The sequence below is a fragment of the Fictibacillus nanhaiensis genome (assembly GCF_049537595.1).
In the GTDB taxonomy this organism is placed as follows: Bacteria; Bacillota; Bacilli; order Bacillales; family Fictibacillaceae; genus Fictibacillus; species Fictibacillus nanhaiensis_F.
Genome location: NZ_JBMULM010000002.1, coordinates 54,517 through 80,724 on the forward strand (window position 1 = coordinate 54,517; position 26,208 = coordinate 80,724).

Consider the following 26,208-nt stretch of genomic DNA (forward strand, 5'->3'; position numbering starts at 1 on the left):
GAAAAAGATACACCATGAAGTGTATCTTTTAAAAAGTTAATGAGCGATGATATTAGATTCTGGCTTGTCATAAATAGCTAATTTTTTTACCAGTTTATTACTAGAAGCATCTAGGCCAGTAATTTGAACATCTGTTTGATTCTGGCGATATTTTAAAACGACTTTATCAATGGCACCTACAGCGGAATCATCCCAAACATGAGAATGGGACAAGTCGATCGTAACAAGCTCGACACGTTCATAGAAGTCAAACTGTGAAACGAAATCTGTTACTGATGCAAAGAATAACTGACCTTTTACTACATATACTTTGCTGTTGTTATCGATCGTAGAAGATATCTCAACTTTTGAAATCTTAGCTGCAAAGAACAGGGCACTTAAGATAACACCAGCTAGAACGCCTTTTGAAAGATCATGAGTGAGCACCACTGTAACGACTGTAACGATCATAACCGCAGCATCAGTTCTTGGCATCTTATGAAGTTTTGTTATAGAAGACCAATCAAAAGTACCGATGGATACCATGATCATAACGCCAACTAATGCTGCCATTGGAATCATCGAGAGCAAGTCGTTGAGTAAGATAATAAGAATCATTAAGAATGCTCCAGCAATAAATGTAGAAAGTCTTCCTCTACCACCTGATTTAACGTTGATAACCGATTGCCCGATCATCGCACAGCCGGCCATACCTCCAAAGAATCCCGCAACAATGTTAGCGATTCCTTGTCCTTTTGCTTCCCTGTTCTTATCGCTATCCGTATCTGTCATATCATCTACGATTTGAGCGGTTAATAGAGACTCTAGAAGTCCCACAAGCGCTAGAGCAAATGAGTATGGAAAGATAATCTGTAACGTTTCAAATGTTAAAGGGATGTCAGGAATTAAGAACAATGGTAGAGCTTGTGTTAATTCACCCATGTCACCGACAGTTCGAACAGTTGACCCTGACATCACTGCAATAATCGTGATTACGATAATGGCGATCAGAGGAGACGGCACCGCTTTTGTCACTCTCGGAAAAAGATAAATGATGGCTAAAGCCCCTGCGACCATCGCGTACATGACCCATGATTCTCCGACGAAATGAGGAAGCTGAGCAGTAAATATGAGAATAGCTAGCGCATTTACAAAACCGACCATCACAGATCGAGGGATGAATTTCATATATTTACCGAGCTTTAATACCCCGATTAGAATTTGAATCACACCTGTAAGGACGGTTGCTGCTAACAGGTATTGCAGTCCATGTTCTGCAACAAGAGTTACCATGACAAGAGCCATAGCCCCAGTTGCGGCTGATATCATTCCAGGTCTTCCACCTAAAAAGGCAATTACAACGGCAATACAAAATGAGGCATATAAACCAACCATAGGGTCTACACCAGCAATGATGGAGAAAGCGATCGCCTCTGGAATAAGAGCCAATCCGACTACAAGTCCTGCAAGGACATCTCCTCGGATGTTACCGAACCACTCCTGTTTTATTTTATTAAAATCCAACAAAAACACACCTCTTTCTTTATTTTGAAAACTGTTTTTTGACTTTCAACTCTCATGAAAGTCGGGTCCGATGTCAACGCGTTTGATTATAACATGGATAGAAGAAAGGTAGTAACGGAATGTAAGCGCGTAAATATAATTTTTCCTCTCATTTATCTTGAATTTCTTGCTTTTTTTATAGCATCAGTAGAAAAATACAATTATACGCTATACATAAGGAAAGGGATGAGGATATGAATAAGAAATCAGAAGGATATGAGTACGCAGATTATTATAAGGGGTATGTAAGCTTAGTGCCTGAAGGGGATATCATCCAAGTATTAACAGATCAAATGAAAGAAACAGTAGGAATCGTAAGCATTTTAAATGATGAACAGCTTGCCTACCGATATGCAACAGGGAAGTGGAGCGTAAAAGAAGTGCTTGGTCACATAACAGATACGGAGAGAATCATGAGCTATCGTTTACTTTCTATCGCACGAGGGGAAACAAGCTCACTTCCTGGATACGATGAAAATGCTTATGTTGAAGAAGCCGGTTTTGATGACCTCCCGGTAAGAGATTTGCTAGAACATTTTGTTGCAGTGCGCTTGGCGACAATACAGCTCATTAAAAGCTTAAGCAAGAAGGCATTAGAAAGGAAAGGAACGGCAAATGGGCATCCGGTGACCACTCGTGCCTTAATGATGATCATAGCGGGTCACGAGATACACCATCGTAACATTATCATAGAGCGATACTTATCAAAAAATTAAACAATTGTTTAAAAAAACGAGCCGATCTCACATGATATCGGCTCGTTTTTGTGTACATAATTAATGGCTAAACGGCGTTCATCTCAATCGCAGCTCTGACCCCAGATTCAACTGCTCCTTCCACCCATCCATGCTTGAGTGTTGTATGCTCACCTGCAAAATGCAGTCTTCCTTCTGGAGCTTTGATCGCTTCAAACAACTCTAATTCTTGGTAAGGCTTAAACATGGTAAAGCATCCACCAGCATTCGGATCAGTTGACCAATCATGGCTAAACCCTGTAACAAAATGTTGATAGATGTGATCACCGTGAAACTGTGCGAGATATTTTAAGGTTTCTTTAATTTTCATCTCGTTCGACGAACTCCTCCAAGGAAACGTATCATCTTCCCACGTATAACTTCCGATCACGACACCTGATGGAATGTCTTGTCGGATACGACTCGGATAATGAGTGAATCGTGTTGCTTGATCCGTGACGGTTTTTCCTCCAGAAAGGGCATTTTTTTCCCAGAAGCGATGTTTAAATTCAATTCCTATCTTAATCGATGGTACATAATGCAGTTCGCGAATCGCTTTTCTTTTTAGGTAGGAGAGAGAGTGGTATGGTTCAAAATCTACAAAATTAAGAACAGAATAAGGTAAGGTAATTAAAACTTTGTCTGCTTCAAATGAAAAACGATGAAGTGTTTGAGGACTCTCTGTATATAGTTTGACGGTAGACTCTGTCTGCACAAGTCGAGTCAGCTTCTGCCCAAAATAGATATGATGCCGTAGATCTTGAAGAAAAGCGCGCGGCAGCTGATCGTAACCGCCTGTTACTTCAAAATATTTAAGTGGGGGTTTTTTGAAAATAATTAAGATATCTCTCAGCATCTCTAAAAGAGAGAGCTCTGGAAGCCCCTCGAGTGATAGGAGTACTTTGATCATATCAATGGCTCCAGCAGATAAGGACCTTCCGTAAGGGTTGTTACGTAGATAGTTATCAAGGGAGTATTGTTGGAAGTTTTGAATGATGATCGGCCAGTTTTTATCAGGATCACGTTCAATAAAATCAGCAATCGGCTGAACGGCATAAGCAATCAGCTCTTCAGCCGTTTTTCCTTTTTCATTTTCTAAGACCGGAAATCCTAAGATGTCGGGATTTTTTTCATAAGCATCATAAGTGGTCCGAATACCATTGACCAAAAGAAGGTCATGAGGATTGCTGTTTACGAACTCATTGATCGCAAGGTTGTATTTCTTGATATACGCTAAAACGAGTTTATGCATCTCCGGAATTCGCATCGCCCCAGCTTCAAAATAGTTACCGTGTGTAAAAGGTGCTCGAACTGTATAGATGCGTCCACCGACTCGATGAGTAGATTCTAAAAGGATAACTTCGTGTCCTGCATTCTTTAACAACGTTGATGCGACGAGCCCTGCCATGCCAGCACCAACGACAATAATCTTCTGCGGAGAGTTCGTCATAGGTAGACCGTTCTTTATCACTTCTAGCATTCCTTCAACTGTTAAACGGTTCCTATTCATCACAAGTCCCCCTATGTGAACGTTTATTTCTTCTAACAATGTATTAAAAAATCCTAAAGAATATTATTTTGATATTAAAACCAAAAAATGACAACCACGGTGGCTGCCATTTTTTATGATTTAAACGAGTTCTTCTGTTTGAACTAAGACATAATCTTTATTCGGATAAGTCTTCTCGATATGTTGCTCACCCCAAGCGCAGAGTGAATCCAAGATCCCTTTTAACGACCAACCGTAATCTGTTAGAGAGTATTCAACACGTGGAGGAACCTGATTGTACACTTCGCGAAGGATTACTCCGTCATCTTCTAGTTCTCGAAGTTGTTGTGTGAGCATCTTTTGTGTGATTCCTGGCATTAATCGCTTCAACTCACCGGTTCTTCGTTTCTCTTTTATAAGATGGCAGAGGATGACGACTTTCCACTTTCCGCCGATCACTTCAAGTGCAGCTTCAACAGGTATGTTGTATTTTTTCATCTATAATCACCTCTATCACTTAATTGTTACTTAAAAGTGCCTACATTACTTAAAAGTGCGTACTTACTTTTAGTTTGTATATATTTCATAATAGCATCAAGTCATCCGAATGACTAGTTCATTCACCAACTAAAAATTTATGGAGGGAATAATAGATGAATTCAACAGCCGTTCAAACGGAAAACGCGTCGAAGTCAAAAGGTGGTTTTCCCGCGTTATTAGCATTAGCCATTTCGGCATTTGGTATTGGTACAACGGAGTTTGTACCTGTAGGACTTTTATCTTCATTAGCATCAGACCTTAACATTTCGATCACCCTAGCAGGATTACTCATATCTGGATATGCGATGGGTGTGGCATTCGGAGCACCAGTCCTTACAGCGTTAACAAATAAAATGAACAGAAAGACGTTGTTACTTTTGTTAATGGTCGTTTTTATTGCTGGAAATATGGTTGCAGCCCTATCAACAAGTTTTACGCTGCTATTGATCGCGCGATTCATCACTGCCTTTTCTCATGGTGTGTTCTTTTCTATAGGTGCAACGATCGCAGCCGATCTTGTGCCCGAACATAAGCGTGCAAGTGCGATCGCCTTCATGTTTACAGGCCTTACTGTTGCGACTGTAACAGGGGTTCCACTTGGAACATTTATCGGACAAACCTTTGGATGGAGAGCTACCTTTTGGGCAGTTGCTCTACTAGGTGTTGTTGCCATCATCGCTAGTGCCATATTAGTTCCGAAAGATTTAAAAGAAGCACCACCATCAAGCTTAAAAGATCAATTTAAAATTATTAAAAACGGTCGTTTGTTATTAGCTTTTGCGATTACGGCTCTTGGTTATGGTGGAACGTTTGTAGCATTTACGTATTTAGCACCGATCTTAGAAGATGTCACAGGGTATGCTCCAAAATCTGTTAGCTGGATATTGCTAGGCTACGGGATTGCTGTTGCGATCGGCAATACGGTAGGAGGTAAAGCTGCAGATAAAAATCCGACCAAAGCGTTATTTTGGATGTTCGTTGTTCAAGCTGTAATATTAGTGATTTTGACATTTACAGCACCTTTTAAAATTGCTGGGACGGTTACTATCTTCTTATTAGGACTTTTAGCGTTCATGAATGTTCCGGGTCTACAAGTTTATGTTGTGAAACTGGCGGAAAGATATGTACCATCTGCAGTAAATGTTGCGTCAGCCATTAATATTGCCGCATTTAATCTAGGTATCGCGATTGGAGCATCGGTTGGAGGACTGATCGTGGACTCGATCGGTATCATCCATACACCTTGGATTGGCGGAGTGATGGTATTTGGAGCAGTTCTCTTAACAGCATGGAGTGCATCACTTGAAAAGAGAACAATATAAATTTGAAAAGAAGGCAGCCATTTTGGCTGGCCTTCTTTTTTAAGCCGTTTTTTTCTTTTTTTTCACTTTTGCCACAATCACGACAAGTAAAAGGGGGAGGAGTCCAAAGATAAACGTTACAGGGGTCTGCAAAAAGGATCCAGATTCACCCAATTCAATTTCATTTTTGTACATTGTAAGAGAAAGTAAGAACACGATGACTGTAATGATGTTAATAAAGTGTGCAGCTTTTACTTTGAATAGCGTAGAAAGTGCTTGATCAAGTATAAAAAGCAATAATGAAATCTTCATGTACGTTCCTAGAATTAATGCGATGCCAAAGACTGCTTCTACACGTTCAACAATCTCGCCGATGCTGATCAACTGAGAAAGAACATGGAGCGGAAATTTCTTTAGAAACACTAATGGTCCAAGGCCTAATAATGAACAGAGAATCGTTAAGGAGAGTACGATTCCATTGATGAATAATCCTAAATAGAGCCATTTATTGATAGATTGCCCCGGTTTTTGCTTTACCAGATAGATGATCATGGCAAAGAAAAGAACATCCATATAAGGAAATCCAAAACCTACATATACGCCGTGTAGTATAGGCTTAAATCCTAGAGGAGCTAAAGGAAGCAGATTGGTGATCTCATACGTGTTGTATGGCAGAATTAACATGATGATAAAGATGAATAACAGAATGTACATCAATAGGTGAAACATGCGTCCCATTACTTCTATTCCAGCTTTTGCAGTTAGACTGGAAGTGATTAAGATAAGAAGATGAAAGATGAAGAGTGGCGTTTCTCTCATCATCGATGTTGTGAAATATTGACCCATACCATATACAATGTTTGATGTGATATACAACATGACTAAGAATAAAGGAATGATGATTACATAAGACATCACGTTTCCTAATGTAAGGCGAACTTGATTCACATAACATTGATCAGGGTACTCATTATGAAGCGTTAATACAAGAAATAAGATGACAAAACCAACTAAGTTAGCGAGAAGCATGGCGAACCAGGCACTGTTATGAGCAGCAGCCAACATAGGCCCTTGGATATTAATAAGAGCTGAACCTGTCATATACACTTGAAATAAGACTGCCATTTGCCAATAACTGATTTTTCCTGTGTGCATAAGGGTACTCCTTATTATTTTACTTGTAGCCATGAGGTGATCGCTTTAGCCATGGGACCTACGATGACCTGGAATCCATCATCTAAATTCGGAAGGCTCCGACCTGTTAGATAAGAATAAAGCATATATCCTGCAGGAATGGATAGCATTACATAAATTTTTTTGGACCGACTATCTTGTTTGATCGATTGATAGTCGAAGTACAATAATACAATCAAGCTTCCTATAATAAGTTTTTCAACCATAGCGATTCCTCATCGTTCTAATATTTTTTGTGAAAAGGTTTGCTTATGTCTGTACCAGTGTTTAAGATGTTAACTTCTGATTTAACATGAAAGACAGCATCTTTGTAATACGGTACTTTTTCTTTTTTCATTCGTTGCCATTCTTTCGGATTCGAGCGATAGATATGGTTTCCCAATCCGATAATATCGATATTCCTTTTTTGAGATTGCTTTAATAATGCCATCAAATTATGGTTCACTTGTTTTTCTAATTTTTTATGTAAAACCTTTAGTTGATGTTTGGTTTCGATCGTCGAACATTCTAATTCTCCTATGCTAGCTTGGAGTTTTGGTTGAAGGGAGTAATGGACAATTCCCTTTTTTATTTCAAGAGATGAATTGGTATGAGATTCGGTGATCTCAAATGACTCTTGTAATTTACTTCCTCTACAAGTGATACTGATAATTCCAAACTGAAAATCATTAAGAGCTAGCATGAGTGACTTCGTTTCTTTATTTGAAATAACCGTCTTTAATTTTCCATCTTGAAAGAGGGAGAGACCGTCTACGAAGATGCTGTTCTCTTTTTCCTTTTCTTTTTTAAGGTAGGGAACGTAGACCGTATCGACCTCGCTGTGAAGCTGTTTTCCAATCGTAAACAAATTTGCAGGGTACGTTTTTGCGCTGAACTTACTTCCGGTTTTCGTTACCTCATTTAACTGTTCACTTACTGTATTTTCAACATGAGGCTTTTCTTTTAAATAGTCAGCGGCAGATCCCTCAGTAATTGCAACTCCTGTCAAGAGTCTCGGCTCATGATCTCGGAAAAAGAAGTCTAGGACAGAACCAAGGTATTGCTTTCTAGCTGCTTTCTCACTGATCACGATAAAACGAACGTGTCCCCAATTTGCTTTTCTCCCTAAATGAATGGTCACATCTCTTATTGCATCAAAAACGGATTTTGCCTCTGTTTCAAGGTTGAAATAAGATTCTCCACCACCACCGGCTGAAGCAATCTTTGGAGCAGGCTTATAAAATTGTGTGGTAAGTTTAATTCTTCCATCTTTTTTTTGGTCGATCGCAAGAGATTGAACAAAAACATATTCAGTAAGTTCAGCATGATCCCAGCACCCTGATAAAAAAAGGAGGGAAGAGGCAACCATATATTTGATTAACTTTTGCATGTAAACCCCACCTTTTTATAAGTAAATGCCCTAAACGTTTTTGCCTGTGCTTCGGTGTTTTAATAATTTTTTTAATGACAATCGAAAGAAACCGTCTTTTAGTAATGAGGTGCTGTTAAGTGTGAATGAACCAAGGTAAGGTTCTTTCAAAACGTGCAATTTGGATAGGTGGAGGAATATAAGAATAAATCCTAAGAATAAACCGAAGCCACCCATGATGGCCGCAAGAAACATCAACGGTATTCGCAATAAACGTGCTGCAAAGCCGAAATCATAGTAAGGGATAGAAAAGGAAGCGATTCCCGTTAACCCAATTACAACGATCATGATTGGAGAGGCAAGTCCAGCGTTAATAGACGCTTCTCCGATAATCAACGCTCCAACGATACTAACGGTTGACCCAATGGGTTTTGGTAGCCGGACACCTGCTTCTTGTAAAAGTTCGAAAAAAAACAACATGATCAAAGCTTCAATAATAGCAGGAAAAGGGATACCTTCACGTGTATCCAACAGGGCGATCAATAAAACGGTAGGTATGAGTTCAGAATGAAAAGTAGTCAGGGCGATATAGATGCTAGGTAGAGCCAAGCTCAAAATAAAACCAACAAACCTTACCATCCTGATGATCGACGAAAAAACAGATCGTTGATAATAATCTGAAGCAGATTGGAAAAATTCATTAAATAGGCCAGGGCAGATGACGATCGTACCTGTTCCTTCCATCAAAATAATAATCTTACCTTCCAACAACGAAGCCGAAGCCACATCTGGTCTTTCTGTAAATCGATATTGAGGAAAGGGAGTGACGGACGACTCTTCAATCAATTCAGCGATATAGGACGTTTCTAGAATTTCTTCCTTTTTAATCTTGTTGATTCGCGATTCGAATTCTTCAAGCATCTCTTTTTTTACAGTTCCATCTAAATAGCCATAAACAAATTTAGTGTTAGACTTGCTATCTGTTTGTTTGAAAATGAACTTAAGATCGGGTGTTTTTAATCTTGAACGAATCAAGCCAAGGTTCTTTTGCAGGTTTTCAATCGTTCCTTCTCGAGGGCCAACAACGACTACTTCGTTCTGTGGTTCTGCAACACTTCTCTTCTCTACAGAAGAAGCATCAAAGCTCAGTGCTAAGTCCCATTTGTCAAAGATCAAGACGATATGGCCGTTTACGATGTTAGCATTTAGTTCATCGTAGTTTTTCAAAAGCATTACGGGCCTTGATGAGACACCTTTATTCTCAAAAAACACTTTTATCTGTTGAACGGAAACAGCAAGAGAGAGTGCTGCCTCAAAATCAGGCATGTCCTTGATAACCTGGTGCAGCAGGTTCGATTTTTCTTCTTGAACGAGAGAATCACAGTGTACAACAAGGGCTTCTTGTTTATAATCTGAACCAAATTGAAAATGTCTGATCTTGATGTCATCACAGTTTTTATAGAGGTTACGTATATATTCGTCATTTGCTTGAAGGTCTTTATTGATAGGAACTTCTACTTTTGTTGTCTCCATGATGGTTAACACCTGCCTCATCTTATAATGTTTGATGAAGGATAGAAAACTATACATTATTTACCATGGAAAGGTTTGAAGGATTTTTTTGATCAATTACTTTTAAAACATTGAATTCGAAGTAGCCAAACAAAAAAAGCTACCTACAGTGTGGTAGCTTTCAAAATTCGGATGAGAGAATCCTATGTTTAAATCTTTTCCTGAGTTCCCACTTTTGCGTCGGGATCAATCTCTAAACTTGTTTTATATTCAACCCTTTTAATATCACAACCTGGTCCGATTTCTACCGTGTTGCCTCGAACTACTTCAGCATGTGTGTGTTCAAGGTACAAGTTGTCGCCTTCGATCACCTCTGCCGTTAGTTGGTCGATATGGTTGCTCATAAAAAACTTGATCAATTTTTTAAAGCCAGACGCATCGCGAGTCTTTTTAACCGTGATGTTCTCACCACCAATTTCTTTTGCTTCACAGTGACGTAGAAGTTCTACGTCGATCGTCCCTGCATTTAAGAGGCCATCTATTTTAAAATTACCGCGAGCTTCAAAAGATTCAGCCTCACAATCTCCTTTGATTTTCACTTGCCCTTTCACATCTATTTCGTCACTTGAAACATTTCCATTTACAGAGGCAGAACCACGAACGATAATTTCTTTTCCTTTAACATTTCCTTTAATAGTAGAAGAGCCTTGAACCTTTAATTCATCACATAGAAGATGACCGTCGATATCCGTACTGCCGTTTATCGTCATTTCCTTCACTTCTACATCGCCTTCGAAATGGGTGGATCCATTGATCTTGGCAGTATCCGTTGTGATATTTCCTTCAAGGTGGGCACTTCCGTTACATTTAAATTGTTCACAAATAAGATTACCGTGTATATGTGCAGAGCCGTTAACCTTTACTTGATCATATTCGCCGCCAGATGAAGTTCCAGATCCAGAAATGCTAATGTTTTTTAACTGAGTTCGTTCCATTGCTATTCCTCCTTCAATGATTAAGAAAGCTTTAGTTTTAGTTCTTCTATGCACTGACTTAATTTATAGTGAGCGATTTTTTTAGCTTGAGGTTCTAAGAAAAGATTGGCTGGTTCAGGTGTGAGAATAAAAAAGGAGACGCCCATCTTTCTGATGAAAATCAACTCACATCCAGCATTCTTAACGTTCTGTGCTTGAGCGTGAAAGAGCTGTAACAAGTCAAGGCCTTCTGAACGGTTTACATCGCCTGTTTGCAGCAATGAATGTAAGACATATAGAGTTAATAACTGATTAAAAGAGAATGATTGATTGTGCCCATGAAAGTTGTTGAACATGTCTAACGCTGTTTGTGAAACAATGTTTCGTTTTGTGAGTTCTTCTGCTGATAAGGATGTAAGTGTTGGGGAAGGGGAGAACATATCAGCTAGTTCATCGAGTGATAGGTCATCTTTTAACGTTTTAATTTTTTCAATGCGTAGCAAAATATCATCTTTAGGAAAGAATGTTTCTTGCCCTGTAAAGGTAGATTTTCGAATGAACCAGTTTTCGGGAATTAAATTCTTTCTTTTCCATCTGTATAGCTGGCCGTATGAGATATTCGCTTCTTCTAATAGATCCTTTTTTGAGATTAGATTTTCCATGATTAACCTCCTTGATTCCAATGTAACATAACACTGTTACGTTATGCAATAATTTTTAAAACGATACAAAGGAAATTGCACGAAGACTTTTGAATAGTATGAGGTAGAAGGTGGAGGGGGCAATGGAGAATTGGTTTAGTGCAGGAACTTCGGGCTTTAGGATGTTTCAGTGGGAGCATGTTCTAGTATTAGTTCTTATTTTCTTTGTGTGTATTGGCATGTATGGTTATCGTATTCGAATAAGGAAGATGCACGTATGGAAGAAAATCTTGATCACAGGACTTATAATCTCTGAGAGTACGTATCACATATGGGCCATTCATAATGATTTATGGGATATTCATATTTTCCTGCCTTTGCAGTTATGTAGTTTCAATATTCTGCTATGCGTGTTGTTGCTCATAACAGATAATCGGAGACTGTTTGCTTTTGTTTATCTTTTTGGTTTAACAGGTGCTGTGCAGGGGTTATTGACACCAGAGCTGTTTCAGGAACCTTGGCATTTTCGTTTCATTCAATATTTTCTGGCGCATGCATGTATTGTTTGGACAGCTCTTTACTATGCGATTATAAAATCTTATACCATTAGCTGGCAGCTTCTTTTTCGAGCTTTTTTATGGCTGAACGTGTATGCGGTACTTGTATATGTTGTAGATGTAGCGATCGGTGCGAATTATATGTTTTTGCTAGAGAAACCATCGAGTGCTTCTCTTATGGATATCTTAGGGCCTTATCCGTGGTATATCCTATCATTAGAACTAGTCGCTTTCTGTTTATGTCTGCTTGTTTTTATTCCGGTCAAAGAAAAACGAATTCACTTCAAAAAAGGCCATCCGTCGTTTAAGGCATAGGTCCTTTTTTTTGTACCTTTTGTGACAAATCCATGCCAAAGAAGAAAATAATGGAATTTATTGTATAATGGAAATGAGGAGGGATTTTATGATTGAAACCATGAACAGGCCGATCAGGTGGATACCTTATCTATTACTGAGCTTATTGGTCATTGGCAGCAATGTAATTCTGTATCAAACAACTTATTTCCAACCAGTACCTACTTCCGTGCTCATTGGCTCCATGTTTGATTTTCTGCTTGTTATTCCTCTATTGACCTACTACTTTATTATACGTAAAAGATATACATGGAAGCTGACACTGCTTGTCGCATTAGTGAGTTATGCTTTTGCCTCATGGATCATTCCAGATGCTCTCATGAAATCTGTATCATTTATTCCGAAAGCTCTACTTCTTCTAGAAGCTGGTTTCATCTCGATCGAACTGTATCTGTTGTTTATCGTGTGCAGAAAGTTTCCTCAGGTAAAGAAGACGTACAGTGAATCAGCTGTTGAAATACCGTTTTTATTGAGATTCAAACAGGCTGTTAGCGTCCATTTCACGCGAAGTCGCTTGATCGATTCTCTCGTTAGTGAAGTTACGATGTTCTATTATGCACTCTTCTCCTGGCGCAGGGCACCTATGATTAATGAACAAACATTTACTTATCATAAGAACACGAGTTATGTAGCTCTCCAGCTCATGTTGATTCACGCACTGATCATCGAATCAGTCGGTCTTCATTATTTCTTCAGCCAGTGGAACCATACAGTCTCTCTGATTTTACTATTTATAAACATCTACTCTATTCTTTTTCTGATCGGCCAGATGCAAGCCGTGAAAAAAGTACCTGTAATCGTTACAGAACATTCACTGATTTTAAATATAGGATTTATAAAAAGCCTTGATCTTCCGTTTAAATACATTCAAGAATGGAAAACGTATGAAGGGCCAAATGAGTTGAGTGCAGCTGAACTCAAATATACGTTTGAAGCGCGAGTAAGTGATTTTCTTCCGGAAAAACCGAATATTGAGTTGCTTTTGAAAAAACCTATAAGGTCAGAGATCATATATGGATTTAAGAAGAACGTGACAAGGGTAGTTATTAAAGTAGACCATCCGACTGAATTAATGAGGCTTATTGATAAAAGAATGGCTGATCAAGGTTGTAACTTAGAAGATTAACAGTCTTTTTTTAGCAAATGTTCAATTTCACCTTGTTAAATGGAAATGCTATTGTTAAGATTTCAGAAGGTTACAGAAAAATCCTTTCGACAGGTGAAAATATATGTTTAAAAATACAGCAACTTCACAACATAAAAAATCATTTCTAACTTCCGTTCAACTAATCGTTATCTTTTACTTATTGTCCGTTTTAGTAGCGACTATCTTGTTAAGCTTGCCGGTAGGACATAATGAAGGAGTAGAGTTGAAATTTATTGATGCTCTTTTTACAGCGGTGAGTGCAGTTAGTGTAACAGGGCTAACTTCTGTTAGTATCTCAGAAACGTTTAATCATGTTGGAGTCGTCCTTCTCGCCATCATCGTGCAGATTGGCGGAATCGGAGTTATGACACTCGGTACAGCAGTATGGTTATTGATAGGAAAGAGGATTGGTATGAGAGAACGTCAACTGATAATGACGGATCAGAACCAATCAACGCTTGCTGGACTTGTCCAGCTGATGAAACAAATCTTAACGCTAATCATTGGAATTGAAGTCGTCGGCACCATATTGTTCTTTTTCTTGTTTCAGCCTTATTACGATACAGAGATCGAAGTATTGTATCATGCTTTTTTCGCTGCAGTTACAGCCACAACGAACGCTGGCTTTGATATAACGGGAAGCTCGTTAATTCCGTTTCGTCATGATTATCTCGTTCAAATCGTGACAATGTTATTGATCACATCAGGTGCGATAGGATTTCCTGTTTTAGTCGAGATCAATAACTTTATAAAAGAGCGTAAGTATCTTGAGCGCTATACGTTTACTCTTTTTACTAAGGTCACTACAACTACATTTGCTATTTTAGTTGTAACAGGTGCCATAGGTTTCTATGTATTGGAGATGAACGCTTTCTTTGAAGGAAAGTCTTGGCATGAGACGTTTTTCTATTCGATGTTTCAATCCGTAACCACTCGAAGTGGCGGTTTATCTACGATGGACATCTCGCAACTAACCGTACCAACCATGCTCTTCTTATCAATCATGATGTTTATTGGGGCTTCACCTAGTTCAGTGGGTGGGGGGATAAGAACAACAACGTTTGCCGTAGCTCTTTTAGCGATTCTCTTTTATGCCAAAGGAAGAAACACGATTAAGATCTTCAAGCGAGAGATCTATCCAGAAGACATTCAAAAATCATTTATCGTTATTATTGTAGCGATGTCGCTCTGTACGACATCCACAATCATCTTAGCGATTACTGACCCTATGCCGATTGAGTACCTATTCTTCGAGGTATGTTCAGCTTTTGGAACGACAGGGCTTTCCACTGGAATTACAGGTCAGTTAAGCTCAACCGGTAAAGTGATCTTAATGCTTCTGATGTTTATCGGAAGAATTGGCGTATTGTCATTCTTGTTCATTATTCGAGGAAAAGTGGTTACAGAGCACATTCATTATCCGAAAGAAAAATTAATAATTGGTCAATAAAAGTGATCACGTTTGAATTCACTTCGATGTTTACTTATAATGAACATAAGTAAATAAGTCCTTCGGGGTCGGGTGAAATTCCCAACCGGCGGTGATGAGGCTATAGCCTCTTAGTCCGTGACCCGGTTTTGCTTGTAGCAGAAACGGTGGATTCGGTGTAATTCCGAAGCCGACAGTATAGTCTGGATGGGAGAAGGAACGTGAACACTTTTAAAATACCTGTGTTTAAGACGGTATAATTAAAGGTTTATTTCGTTATATTCTTAACATTTAAAACCCCGGAAGCTTTGTTTCCGGGGTTATTTGTATTAAGAAAAAAGGACTCCAGCTTATGCATATTTACGATGATACGAACGTCATACGAGGGGAGGGAAAGCTTCTTGTTTACAGGCATTATCGAAGAAAAAGGTACGATAAAATCCATTTCTAAAGGCAACGAAACAATCGTACTTACCGTTACAGCTGAAGTAGTACTGAAAGATGTAAACCTTGGAGATAGTATAGCGGTAAACGGTGTTTGTTTAACGGTGACTTCTTTTAATAAAAGGGAGTTCACTGTAGATGTTATGCCTGAAACGTTTCGTTCGTCCACATTGAGCCATTTAAACAACCGTGATTTCGTCAATCTTGAACGAGCGATGGCTACTGGTGGCCGGTTCGGTGGGCATTTCGTTTCCGGGCATGTGGATGGGACAGGAAAAATTATTGAAAAGCGTCCAGAGAAAAATGCTATCTATTACACGATAGCGTTACCTGAACATCTGATGCGCTATTTCATGTTGAAAGGCTCTGTCTCTGTAGATGGGACAAGCCTCACGATCTTTGAGGTAACCGAAAGTACAATTACCGTTTCTTTAATTCCTCATACAGCAGATCATACGATTTTAGGATCGAAAGGCACGGGTGACATCGTGAACATTGAATGCGACATGCTCGCAAAATATGTACACAATATGCTATCGCCGAAAGAAGAAACTAAACAAAAGTCGAAGTTGTCTCTTGATTTCTTACAAGAGCACGGATTTTAGGAGGAGAGTTCATGTTTCACTCCATAGAAGAAGCAGTTGCAGATCTTAAAGAAGGAAAAATTGTGATCGTTGTCGATGATGAAGATCGTGAAAATGAGGGAGACTTTGTAGCACTCGCTGAAGGAATCACTCCTGAAACGATCAACTTTATGGTGACACATGGCAGAGGATTGGTCTGTACACCGATCTCTGAGGAAATTGCAATAAAGCTCGACCTCTCACCAATGGTAACTACTAACACAGATTCACATGGAACGGCTTTTACGATAAGTGTCGATCATATTTCCACAACAACGGGAATTTCGGCTCAAGAAAGAGCGGCCACTGTTCGGGAGCTTGTAAATATTGATTCAGTTCCATCTGATTTTAAGCGTCCTGGTCATATTTTTCCGTTGATCGGAAAAAACGGAGGTGTGCTGCGAAGAGCAGGGCATACAGAAGCAGCCATCGATCTCGCTCAAATGGCAGGCAGCAAATCTGCTGGTGTGATCTGTGAAATTATGAAAGAAGATGGAACGATGGCTCGTGTTCCTGAACTTGTTGAGCTTGCGAAACAGCATAATATGAAATTGATCACGATTAAAGACCTCATTACGTACCGAAACAAAACAGAGCAGATGGTTAAGCGTGAAGTAGAGATTAATCTGCCCACCGAATTTGGTGATTTTAAAGCGATCGGCTTTTCGAATGTATTAGATGAAAAAGAACATGTTGCACTTGTGAAAGGTGATGTAGCAAACGGGGAGCCCGTTTTAGTTCGTGTTCATTCTGAGTGTTTAACAGGTGATGTATTCAGCTCTGCGCGTTGTGATTGCGGATTGCAGCTTCACGCAGCTCTTTCTCAGATAGAAAAAGAAGGACGTGGCGTTCTGCTGTACATGAGACAAGAAGGCCGCGGTATCGGACTTATCAATAAGATGAAAGCATACAAACTTCAAGAAGAAGGTCTAGATACGGTTGAGGCAAATGAACAGCTTGGGTTCGCACCAGATCTTCGTGACTATGGCATCGGTGCTCAGATTTTAAAAGATCTTGGCATCAGTAAGATGAAGCTGTTGACGAATAATCCAAGAAAGATTGCTGGATTAAAAGGTTATGACTTAGAAGTGACAGATCGTGTGGCGCTTCAAATGCCACATAACAAAAACAACGAAGATTATTTGAAAACAAAAAAGAGCAAATTGGGGCATATGCTTCATTTCTAAATCAGGAGGAATAGTCATGGCAAAATTATTTGAAGGACATTTAGTTGGTACAGGATTAAAAGTAGGTATCGTAGCAGGACGTTTTAATGATTTTATTTCTGATAAATTGGTGTCTGGCGCACAGGACGCTTTCAAGAGACACGGTATTTCTGAAGACGATGTAGACATCGCTTGGGTTCCTGGAGCGTTCGAGATCCCGTTGATCGCGAAAAAGATGGCAGATAGCGGTAATTATGATGCAGTAATAACGCTAGGAGCTGTCATTCGCGGATCAACGCCTCACTTTGATTACGTATGTAATGAAGCAGCAAAAGGAGTCGCTCAAGCATCTATGACGAGCGGTGTTCCTGTAATCTTTGGCGTGTTAACCGTTGATTCGATCGAACAAGCGATCGAACGCGCTGGAACGAAAGCAGGAAACAAAGGTTGGGAAGCAGCTGTATCTGCGATCGAAATGGCCAACTTAACGCGTCAATTAGGATAAGTTGTATGTGTGTGAAAGCCCGCCGCTTTTTTAAGTGGCGGGTTTTTTTTTTGGGGGAGTTTGTCGAAGGATGTCGATTCGAGGGTAACTTTTGGATTGAGAGTAATAACTCGTGGATAAAGTGCGTAAATATGTGGATTAAAGATGTAAACTCGTGGATTGAATGCTACAACTTCTGGATTGAATGCTAAAACGACTAGCCTGACGTCCTTCTAAAGTACAAATTAACAGCAATTTAAATAATTTTAAGCATATCTAAAAGCAATTGACATAGTTATTAGAATAGTGTTAAGATTACCAAAGTTACAAACTACAAAATTATGGAAAGGATGGTTGTGTCATGGTGAAAGAAATGATTGTTACTCAAATTGCGGTCACTGTAGTAATGCATGTTGACTCTACAATTTCATATCATGGCCTGCCGGAAGAGATGTATTAGAATCATTTTTCTACATATCTGCCTTTTCTATATACAAGTTTGTACGCAGGTCACCCCAGTCGTGACGTGTGTTTTTTTATGATTTCAAAGCATACCGAGTTCGAATGGTATGCTTTTTTATTTTTGTTTGCATAGAAGAGTTTACTCTTCTTGTTGCAATAGATCCACTAATTATGAGGAGGAGAACAGATGAAGAGTAAATCGTTGAATGCGTGGCTAGAACGTAAGGATCATACACTTTTTGGGTAGCTTCGTTAAACACCTGTTTAAAAGAATGGTAGATCGAGAGGAGAGACATTATGTTTTCAGTTTTAGGTAAATTAGCTTGGTTCTTTAAGAAACATTGGATACGATACACCATTGCAGTAGTGTTGCTGACTGGTGTTGGGATCATCGAGATCATCCCACCGAAACTCATCGGTAACATTATTGACTCGATTCATATGGGTACGATCACAAGAGAAGACATGATGAAGACTCTCGGAATCTTTGTAGCTGTTCTCGTTTCAATGTACATTACGATGTACATCTGGATGTATCAGCTTTTTGGAGGCGCTTTTATCATCGAACGCTCGATGCGTTCAAGTTTTATGCGTCACCTATTAAAGATGACACCTACGTTTTTTGAGAAAAATAGAACAGGAGATTTGATGGCACGTGCGACAAATGACTTAAAAGCCATCTCGATGACTGCAGGATTTGGAATCTTAACTCTTGTAGATTCTAGTTTGTTCATGCTGACGATCCTGTTTGTGATGGGATTCATGATCAGTTGGAAATTAACATTTGCGGCACTTATTCCACTGCCGATTATCGCATTTATTATTAAAAAATACGGAAAAAAAGTACATCAGCGTTTTACCGTTGCACAAGACGCTTTTGGAGAAATGAACGATTCTGTTCTGGAAAGCATACAAGGAGTACGTGTTATTCGTGCTTATGTTCAAGAAGAAGAGGATGTAGAGCGTTTTAATAAAGTAACAGAAGATGTATTTGAAAAAAACTTGGCTGTATCAAGAATCGATGCCTTATTCGAGCCGACGATCAAAGTATTAGTAGGAATCAGTTATTTGATCGGTTTAGGTTACGGAGCATACATGGTCTTTCATAAGACGATTACACTTGGAGAGCTAGTTACGTTTAACGTTTACTTAGGTATGCTGATCTGGCCGATGATCGCGATCGGTGAACTTATTAACGTCATGGAACGTGGAAGTGCGTCACTTGATCGAGTGAATGAGACGCTTAGCTATGCGCCGGATGTTAAGGATAGAGAAGACCTTATTCCATTAGAAGATCCGGGGACGATTGCATTTGAGGACGTGACATTCCGTTATCCTTCTTCTGAAACAGATAACTTAAAGAACATCAATGTTAAGGTGGAAAAAGGTGCGACTCTTGGAATTGTTGGCCGAACAGGCAGCGGGAAAACAACACTTCTTAAACAGCTTTTAAGAGAATATCCGTCTGGAAAAGGGAACATCACATTCTCTGGCGTGGGTATTGAAGATATCGCTCTAGAAGATCTGCAAGGCTGGATCGGATACGTACCTCAGGATGCTATTCTTTTCTCCAAAACAGTAGAGGAAAATATCCTTTTCGGAAATAGCACAGCTGGTGTAGATAAGTTGAATCATGTTATGGAGATGGCATCATTCAGAAAAGATGTTCAGTTCCTTCCGGAAGGATTGAACACACTTGTTGGTGAAAAAGGTGTGGCGTTATCAGGAGGACAGAAACAGCGTGTGTCTATTGCACGAGCACTGTGTGTAGATCCTGAGATCTTGATCCTAGACGATGCCTTATCAGCTGTTGATGCGAAGACGGAGACAGCGATCATCGGTAATATCCGAAAAGAACGCGCTGGGAAAACCACTTTTATTACAACTCACAGATTGTCGGCAGTTGAACATGCAGATTGGATCATCGTAATTGATGATGGGGCCATCGTGGATCAAGGCAGACATGAAGATTTAATAGCAAGAGACGGCTGGTATAAAGAACAGCACGAACGTCAACAGATCGAACAAAACTTAAATGATAATAAGGCGGTGTAGCCATGAACGTTGGAAAACGCCTGTTTCAATACGCACTTCACTATAAAAAGAACTTTATTCTCGGGCTTCTGATGCTTACTGTTGCCATTGGAGCGGAGCTAACTGGACCGTTCATCGCAAAGACGATGATCGATGACCATATTCTTGGTATCGAGCGGCCATGGCATCAAGTGGATAGTAAAGAAAAAGAAGCAGTGAAATACGATGGAAACTGGTATAAGCGAAGCGATCATTTTGATCCTGGAGAAGATAAAGGAAAAGAGATACGAGTCATTCAAGTGAAACGAGACTATTTCGTTGTACCTACCAAAATATCTTTTGATGGGGAACGAAAAGCGAGTAACGGAGAGGTGACGATTTCTTTTAAAGGAAAATCAGAAACCTATTCAGCAGATAAACTAAGTACGAGTGAAACATTTGCTTTTTATAAGCCAGAGATCAGAGGAATCATGAAACTGACCATGATTTACTTGGGGCTTCTCGTTTTTGCAGCATTCTTTCAGTATGGTCAGCGCTATATGCTGCAGCGCTCTTCTAATCTGGTTATCAAGAAGATTCGTCAAGATGTATTCGCTCATGTTCAGCGTGTAGCGATTACATATTTTGATAATCAACCTGCTGGAAAAATCGTGTCTCGTATTACGAATGATACGGAAGCGATCAAAGAATTATTTATTAACGTATTAGCAAACTTCTTTACCGGAATCATCTATTTGACAGGGATATTCATCGCGTTGTTCTTGCTTGATCCTAAGCTTGCAACCATCTGTTTGATCCTCGTACCGATCCTTGTGGTTTGGATTATTGTTTACCGAAAGTTTGCGTCTAAATACAATCATAAGATTCGTTCTACACTTAGTGATATTAACGGAATGATTAACGAATCAATCAATGGAATGACAATCATTCAAGCATTTAAGCGGCAAAATAAGACTGCAGAAGAATTTGAAACGATGAATAAAGAATATTTCACCTTTCAAAATAAGCTCTTAAGTCTTAACGCGATGACCGGACATAACCTTGTGTTGTTATTAAAGAACCTTGCGTTCATGGCGTTCATCTGGCACTTTGGCGGGCAGGCGCTTGGCGTAGGTTCTGTCATTTCAATCGGTGTTCTGTATGCGTTTGTAGATTATCTAAACCGAATGTTCCACCCTGTAACAGGTATGGTTAACCAGCTTGCACAGCTTGAGCAGGCACTTGTATCTGCAGAGCGAGTATTCGTGCTGATGGATGAGCCAGGACAGAAAGTAACAGAAACAGAGGTTGAGCGATACAAAGGGAATGTAGCATTTCATGATGTTACGTTTAGTTATGTAGAAGGTGAACCTGTCCTTAAAAACATCGCTTTTGAAGCAAATCAAGGTGAGACAGTGGCGCTTGTCGGTCATACGGGTTCTGGGAAGAGTTCTATCATGAATCTGCTGTTCCGTTTCTATGATATTAAACAAGGAAAAATCATGATCGATGGCCAAGACATCATGAAGCTTTCTAAACAGGAGCTTCGACAGCATATGGGGATCGTCTTGCAAGACCCATTCTTGTTTACAGGAACGATTGCATCCAATGTGAGCTTAGATAATCCGGACATCACACGCGAACAAGTTGAAAAAGCGCTGACGGATGTAGGGGCAATGCCGTTTATCAACAACTTGCCAAAAGGATTGGATGAACCGGTTATTGAAAAAGGGAGTACCCTTTCATCCGGTCAGAGACAATTAATCTCATTTGCAAGAGCGTTAGCGTACAATCCAGCTATCTTAATTCTCGACGAAGCAACGGCAAGTATCGATACAGAAACAGAAGCTGTGATTCAAGAGGCGTTAGATGTGTTAAAGAAAGGAAGAACCACTTTTATTATTGCCCACAGGCTTTCTACCATTAAGAGTGCCGATCAGATCTTAGTTCTCGATCGTGGTGTGATCGTAGAACGAGGCAGTCACGATGAACTGATGAAAGAAAAGGGACGTTACTTCCAGATGTATCAGCTTCAACAAGGAAAAACGGAAACACGCGCAGTAAGTTAAACGAAAAAAAGGGCCTCACTAGGGGTCCTTTTTTCGTTATTTTTAGAAGGTTCATTATTAACCTTCTTCTTTATTCTTTTCATCCATCTCATCATTTTGTTCGCCATCGTCTACACCGTTGTCTTGATCAACACCGTCTCCACAAGCAGTTAATCCACCTAACGTTAACATTGCTGCCAGTGTTCCAGCTGCCCATCTCTTTTTCCACATGTGAATCACTCCTCTTTGCGTTTTTTAAAAATATTTTTGTTTAGTAAAAGATTCCCTTAAAGAAGTCGATAAAACATATGAAACTATAAAATGAGCGTATAGTCGCATGTAATTGCATCATATTGGATGAAATGTTAGTGATTATAAAGGAAGAAGGAAATTAAATTGGCATCTATTTTAAGCATACTAACAAAAAAGAAGAGTACGGAAGCATTAATTGATCCTACTGGAAACGTCAAAGAAGATGTAAAGATCTTAGTATCTCCAAACAGTGAATGGCAGAAGCAATTGAACATGATTTCATTAACAGTGGATGACTTAGCTATCATTCGCTCGATCAAACCGTTGATCTCTGAGAATATAGAAGAGATCGTGAACCAATTTTATAAAAATATTGAACATGTGCCTGGCTTGATGAAAATTATTCAAAAACACAGTTCAGTTAATAAGCTTCAAGTGACGTTGATTAAGCATATACAAGAAATGTTTGATGGTGTTATCGATACAGCGTATATAGAACAAAGAAAAGTAATCGCCCACATCCACTTTAAGATCGGACTGCAGCCGAAATGGTACATCTGTTCTTTTCAGGATATGCTGCTGTCTTTTTTATCTATTTTGGACAAACATATTGAGAATAAAAATGAGTATCTGCTTGCTGTTAAAGCAGTAACGAAGATTTTGAATTTTGAACAACAGATTGTCTTAGAAACTTTTGAGTTAGAGCAAATCAAACAAAGAGAGCAACATGAAGAGCAAAAAAGACAGATCGCATTATCAGTCGGGGATTCTGTGGAAGAACTAGCGAGTATCTCAGAAGAGACGAGTGCAGCTCTAGAAGAGTTAACATCAAAGGCTGATGAAGTGGTTGTTTTTGCAAAGAGCACAGCAGAATCTGCTATACAGGTATCTAATCATTCGTTAGCAGGTAAGAACAAACTAGACGATCATCAGCAAATGATCCTAAAAGTAAAAGACCAATCAGAACAGATTACAACTGAACTAATCAACTTGGAGCAAGCAACTGTTAAGATTAACGATGTTGTTGATATCGTTACAGCCATCGCGGAACAAACGAACCTTCTTTCCCTAAATGCAGCCATAGAAGCTGCTCGAGCTGGAGAGGCTGGAAAAGGATTCTCTGTTGTCGCTCATGAAGTTCGAAAATTAGCTGATCAAACAAAGACCTCTGTTTCAGGTGTTTCAGAACTTGTGAAAAATACACACAAACGAATAGAAGCTGTCACTCAATCTGTTGAAAGTATTCATCATTATATAAATGATAGTGTCAGTGAAGCTACGGAAATATCAGATTTCTTTGTAGCTATTCTTTCTAAGATGGATGAGAGTACGGATAGAAGCGGAAAGCTAGAAAAAGAAGTAGAAGTGATGGCTGAAGTGATAGAAGAACTGAGTCATGCTGTAGGGCAGATCGCCGTTTCAGCCGATTCGTTAACAGATGTTACGAAAAGCATGCAACAAGAATAAAGAAGAGATCCCGAGGGATCTCTTCTTTATTTATTGATTACATATTGTGCTCTATTGGTTTCAAATGAAACGATGTTATCGTCTGTTCGAATATCATTAATTCCATCGATCGGTATCTCGTACGTTATGGTAGGTAGTTCGACTTGTGAACCTTCTTCTGCTGCATAAGCTGTACCGTGTAAAAACAATATGTGATCACCTAAATAGTCATCATGTGCGTCTCTTTGTTCAAAGGTTGCCTTATCTAATGAGATTCTGATTTGATCTAGATCTCCTGCTTCTTCTTTACGAATAGAAATCTGGTTACCAGCCCACCCATTTAGTACATCTTTTAGTTCGATAATTTTAGTATCTGACATTGTTTTCACCTCATTATCAATTTTCCCGTAATCCTTAAACTTAAACCGGAGAATAATGAGTAATTAGATACAAAAAAATGTATGTAAGAGTTTTTTGCTGACGAACGCTTTAGTAGGAATGCTGTAGTGCGTGTCTGCAGGACGTTTTCGAATGAAATGTTCATAAAAGACAGAGGCGCACATTACGAGGTAAACCGATTTTGATACGAGGTAATCCTCGATAATGCCGTAGATAAGATTATTTATCGGATTTTCGACAAACACCTCCCGCAATAAACGTAAAAAAACTCATAAAGGGCATTTTCTGCTCTTTATGAGTCAATCAGCATTTAAGGATTAAGCTCTACAATTTTATGAGATCCCCAAGGTGCAACACTTATGACCACATCCATGTCCTTTGCTTGCTGTTCAAGTTCTTTCCCCGTGTTCTCCTGAACATAATACCTCTCAAATCCATACGTAAGCTGAATTTGATCGAACGAGTTTTGACCCCAGACTTTTTCAGCTTTAGCCGTTAACACAACCTGGTTCTTCGTTATATCTGGTTTTTTAGAATAAACATTCTTAACCACATAATAACCTTCTTTGTTAGGCTGCAGAACTACATAGGTCTTATGATTACCACGATCTAGTTCAGCTGCATCACCTCTATAGCTTTTGAGAGGAGCTGTACTAATATCATAACGAAGTGTTACATAATCACCATACAAAAGATCTCTTGGATCGACGGGAACGGTCTTAATCTTGATCTCTTTTCCGAAATAATCGATGCTGTAATAACTTCCTGCGATAAAGACCAGAAATAATACTTGAAGAAGGGCAGCGATCATCCAACCTCTTTTTTTAATCATGATGCGGACCTCCGTTCTTTAAGATCTGCTTTTTCTTACGTTGGAGAAACGCATTTAGTATGAATAAAAGAACTCCACCTAATAAGAAGAAAATGGACTTTGGCATAAAGGACCATGCCAGATTAAAGTAACCCATTAAGCAAACGAGCAGAAAGAGTACAATTCCAAAATTGATCTGCGACCGACTTTCGTTACGATAGCCCTCCGCAAGTTTGAAGCCAGAATAAACAAACATAATGATTAAATAAACAATGCCAACTATTAACGGTTCAGTCACTTTGACAAGGTAAAAGAACGGCATGAAAATCAAGAGTTCCCATGCATGCATGTATAAATTCTCCTGACGCTTTCCGACGACTGATAGAGCGAATAGAACGACCAGTACAGGGATGAACAGATAAGGGTTCGGCAGCTCAAAATCAGAAGAAAATTCATTTGTAAGTAAGAAATATAATCCGTAAGCAAAACCAAATCCAAGGAGTGTTCCTACGCGATTAAACGGTTGTTTAAATACTCTCTTTTCGACCCATAAACTACTTGTAAATAAAGTGAATCCAAATAAGAAGAACCAAAGTAAATTAATATCTTTAACCGTAATAAACATGAGAACTTGTGTACTGAGTCCAATCGTAAAAATCCAAGATTTTAGAGTGGATGGATACAAGAAAACAAAGCCTCCGACAGCTATGATAAAAAGGATACATAAAAGGTAACTAAAGCTTTGAAATTCACTTATGCTGTAAAGTTGCCCTCCTACTGTTAAAAGCCCAATGAGGAAAAAATATAGCTTGTGACGATCTCTGAATAAATAAAAGATGGCAGGAAGACTCCAGAAAACGAATAAACGGGCATCGACTGCATTAAGGTTAAAAGTTTGACCTAAAAGAATGATACTTGCTCCAAATGTAATAATTCCAAGAAGATTAAGAGAAGTTCCTAATGAACGTTGGCCGGCTTTTAAATACCGTTCACCTGAATAGTAAAAACTCAGCATAAACACGATAAGTAAGGAAAGTCTAGCGATTGGTGAGATTTCTCCCCAATTTGATGCGATGAAAGATAGAATTCCGATGCCGATTAAAACACTAGCTAGAATGGGTAATACACCAGTAACCTTGCCCTTGTCTTCAGAATCAGGGTATCTTGCAAGAATTAAATCTAACTGATCTTCAGAAATGATGTTGTCAGCGATCCACTTTTGACCTTCTTTTCTCATCCATTTTTTGTTCATGTTTTACCACCTCAATTCATGTATATGTTTATTTCGATTAAAACAG

The 26,208-nt window shown here is 39.2% G+C and carries 24 protein-coding genes and 1 riboswitch; of the genes, 11 read left to right on the top strand and 13 right to left on the bottom strand.

Annotation, left to right across the window (positions count from 1 at the left end; genetic code table 11):
- Positions 1-36: 36 nt before the first annotated feature.
- On the bottom strand, positions 37-1,503 hold the full coding sequence (locus ACOZ9X_RS11595) for a SulP family inorganic anion transporter (protein WP_423418318.1): 1,467 nt from the start codon (positions 1,501-1,503) through the stop codon (positions 37-39).
- Positions 1,504-1,736: 233 nt separating this feature from the next.
- Here ACOZ9X_RS11595 and ACOZ9X_RS11600 point away from each other — a divergent pair, with 233 nt between their 5' ends.
- Positions 1,737-2,258 carry a DinB family protein gene (locus ACOZ9X_RS11600; protein ID WP_423418319.1) on the top strand — a complete coding sequence of 174 codons (522 nt, stop codon included), beginning with the start codon at positions 1,737-1,739 and terminating at the stop codon, positions 2,256-2,258.
- Between the two features lie 67 nt (positions 2,259-2,325).
- Here ACOZ9X_RS11600 and ACOZ9X_RS11605 read toward each other — a convergent pair whose 3' ends face one another.
- Both ACOZ9X_RS11605 and ACOZ9X_RS11610 read right to left on the bottom strand, forming a co-directional pair.
- Positions 2,326-3,786 carry a flavin monoamine oxidase family protein gene (locus tag ACOZ9X_RS11605; protein ID WP_423418320.1) on the bottom strand — a complete coding sequence of 487 codons (1,461 nt, stop codon included), beginning with the start codon at positions 3,784-3,786 and terminating at the stop codon, positions 2,326-2,328.
- A 120-nt stretch (positions 3,787-3,906) separates the two neighbouring features.
- On the bottom strand, positions 3,907-4,263 hold the full coding sequence (locus ACOZ9X_RS11610) for a winged helix-turn-helix transcriptional regulator (RefSeq protein ID WP_423418321.1): 357 nt from the start codon (positions 4,261-4,263) through the stop codon (positions 3,907-3,909).
- A gap of 155 nt (positions 4,264-4,418) precedes the next feature.
- On the opposite strand from ACOZ9X_RS11610, the gene ACOZ9X_RS11615 reads away from it, so the two are divergent.
- Positions 4,419-5,627 (top strand): MFS transporter, encoded by a 1,209-nt coding sequence (locus ACOZ9X_RS11615; RefSeq protein ID WP_423418322.1) that lies wholly within the window; start codon positions 4,419-4,421, stop codon positions 5,625-5,627.
- 39 nt (positions 5,628-5,666) lie between these two features.
- Here ACOZ9X_RS11615 and ACOZ9X_RS11620 read toward each other — a convergent pair whose 3' ends face one another.
- From ACOZ9X_RS11620 to ACOZ9X_RS11645, 6 genes are all read right to left on the bottom strand, one after another.
- Positions 5,667-6,761, bottom strand: coding sequence for a GerAB/ArcD/ProY family transporter (locus tag ACOZ9X_RS11620; RefSeq protein ID WP_423418323.1), 1,095 nt, complete (start codon positions 6,759-6,761; stop codon positions 5,667-5,669).
- A 14-nt stretch (positions 6,762-6,775) separates the two neighbouring features.
- The gene (locus ACOZ9X_RS11625; protein WP_423418324.1) at positions 6,776-7,006 is read right to left on the bottom strand and encodes a hypothetical protein; all 231 of its coding nucleotides are present in this window, start codon (positions 7,004-7,006) and stop codon (positions 6,776-6,778) included.
- 17 nt (positions 7,007-7,023) lie between these two features.
- Positions 7,024-8,169, bottom strand: a complete 1,146-nt coding sequence (locus ACOZ9X_RS11630; RefSeq protein ID WP_423418325.1) for a Ger(x)C family spore germination protein — start codon at positions 8,167-8,169, stop codon at positions 7,024-7,026.
- 30 nt (positions 8,170-8,199) lie between these two features.
- Complete coding sequence (locus ACOZ9X_RS11635; RefSeq protein WP_423418326.1) at positions 8,200-9,681, bottom strand: spore germination protein; 1,482 nt, start codon at positions 9,679-9,681, stop codon at positions 8,200-8,202.
- A 188-nt stretch (positions 9,682-9,869) separates the two neighbouring features.
- A complete protein-coding gene (locus ACOZ9X_RS11640) occupies positions 9,870-10,655 on the bottom strand; it encodes a polymer-forming cytoskeletal protein (RefSeq protein ID WP_423418327.1) in 786 nt (261 codons plus the stop codon).
- 20 nt (positions 10,656-10,675) lie between these two features.
- On the bottom strand, positions 10,676-11,299 hold the full coding sequence (locus tag ACOZ9X_RS11645; protein ID WP_423418939.1) for a YhbD family protein: 624 nt from the start codon (positions 11,297-11,299) through the stop codon (positions 10,676-10,678).
- A gap of 119 nt (positions 11,300-11,418) precedes the next feature.
- Here ACOZ9X_RS11645 and ACOZ9X_RS11650 point away from each other — a divergent pair, with 119 nt between their 5' ends.
- The 8 genes from ACOZ9X_RS11650 (at position 11,419) to ACOZ9X_RS11685 (ending at position 22,023) form a co-directional block, all read left to right on the top strand.
- Positions 11,419-12,147, top strand: coding sequence for a TIGR02206 family membrane protein (locus ACOZ9X_RS11650; RefSeq protein ID WP_423418328.1), 729 nt, complete (start codon positions 11,419-11,421; stop codon positions 12,145-12,147).
- 88 nt (positions 12,148-12,235) lie between these two features.
- A complete protein-coding gene (locus ACOZ9X_RS11655; protein ID WP_423418329.1) occupies positions 12,236-13,312 on the top strand; it encodes a hypothetical protein in 1,077 nt (358 codons plus the stop codon).
- Positions 13,313-13,415: 103 nt separating this feature from the next.
- Positions 13,416-14,783 (top strand): TrkH family potassium uptake protein, encoded by a 1,368-nt coding sequence (locus tag ACOZ9X_RS11660; RefSeq protein ID WP_423418330.1) that lies wholly within the window; start codon positions 13,416-13,418, stop codon positions 14,781-14,783.
- Positions 14,784-14,837: 54 nt separating this feature from the next.
- Positions 14,838-14,985, top strand: a riboswitch (FMN riboswitch).
- 178 nt (positions 14,986-15,163) lie between these two features.
- A complete protein-coding gene (gene ribE, locus ACOZ9X_RS11665) occupies positions 15,164-15,811 on the top strand; it encodes a riboflavin synthase (RefSeq protein WP_423418331.1) in 648 nt (215 codons plus the stop codon).
- Positions 15,812-15,822: 11 nt separating this feature from the next.
- Complete coding sequence (locus ACOZ9X_RS11670; protein WP_423418332.1) at positions 15,823-17,016, top strand: bifunctional 3,4-dihydroxy-2-butanone-4-phosphate synthase/GTP cyclohydrolase II; 1,194 nt, start codon at positions 15,823-15,825, stop codon at positions 17,014-17,016.
- A 16-nt stretch (positions 17,017-17,032) separates the two neighbouring features.
- Positions 17,033-17,500 (top strand): 6,7-dimethyl-8-ribityllumazine synthase, encoded by a 468-nt coding sequence (ribH, locus tag ACOZ9X_RS11675; RefSeq protein ID WP_066239884.1) that lies wholly within the window; start codon positions 17,033-17,035, stop codon positions 17,498-17,500.
- Positions 17,501-18,238: 738 nt separating this feature from the next.
- Positions 18,239-19,996 (top strand): ABC transporter ATP-binding protein, encoded by a 1,758-nt coding sequence (locus tag ACOZ9X_RS11680; RefSeq protein WP_423418333.1) that lies wholly within the window; start codon positions 18,239-18,241, stop codon positions 19,994-19,996.
- 2 nt (positions 19,997-19,998) lie between these two features.
- The gene (locus ACOZ9X_RS11685) at positions 19,999-22,023 is read left to right on the top strand and encodes an ABC transporter ATP-binding protein (RefSeq protein WP_423418334.1); all 2,025 of its coding nucleotides are present in this window, start codon (positions 19,999-20,001) and stop codon (positions 22,021-22,023) included.
- Between the two features lie 57 nt (positions 22,024-22,080).
- On the opposite strand, the gene ACOZ9X_RS11690 is transcribed toward ACOZ9X_RS11685, so the two are convergent.
- Positions 22,081-22,233, bottom strand: a complete 153-nt coding sequence (locus ACOZ9X_RS11690) for a hypothetical protein (RefSeq protein WP_165389501.1) — start codon at positions 22,231-22,233, stop codon at positions 22,081-22,083.
- 165 nt (positions 22,234-22,398) lie between these two features.
- Between ACOZ9X_RS11690 and ACOZ9X_RS11695 the strand changes: the two genes are divergently transcribed.
- On the top strand, positions 22,399-23,721 hold the full coding sequence (locus ACOZ9X_RS11695; protein ID WP_423418335.1) for a protoglobin domain-containing protein: 1,323 nt from the start codon (positions 22,399-22,401) through the stop codon (positions 23,719-23,721).
- Between the two features lie 26 nt (positions 23,722-23,747).
- On the opposite strand, the gene ACOZ9X_RS11700 is transcribed toward ACOZ9X_RS11695, so the two are convergent.
- From ACOZ9X_RS11700 to ACOZ9X_RS11710, 3 genes are all read right to left on the bottom strand, one after another.
- Entirely contained in the window at positions 23,748-24,080 is a 333-nt protein-coding gene (locus ACOZ9X_RS11700) for a hypothetical protein (RefSeq protein ID WP_137790566.1), read from the bottom strand.
- Between the two features lie 329 nt (positions 24,081-24,409).
- Entirely contained in the window at positions 24,410-24,931 is a 522-nt protein-coding gene (locus tag ACOZ9X_RS11705) for a GDYXXLXY domain-containing protein (protein WP_423418336.1), read from the bottom strand.
- On the bottom strand, positions 24,924-26,162 hold the full coding sequence (locus ACOZ9X_RS11710; protein WP_423418337.1) for a DUF2157 domain-containing protein: 1,239 nt from the start codon (positions 26,160-26,162) through the stop codon (positions 24,924-24,926). Before ACOZ9X_RS11710 ends, ACOZ9X_RS11705 begins: the two co-directional genes overlap by 8 nt.
- Between the last annotated feature and the right edge of the window lie 46 nt (positions 26,163-26,208).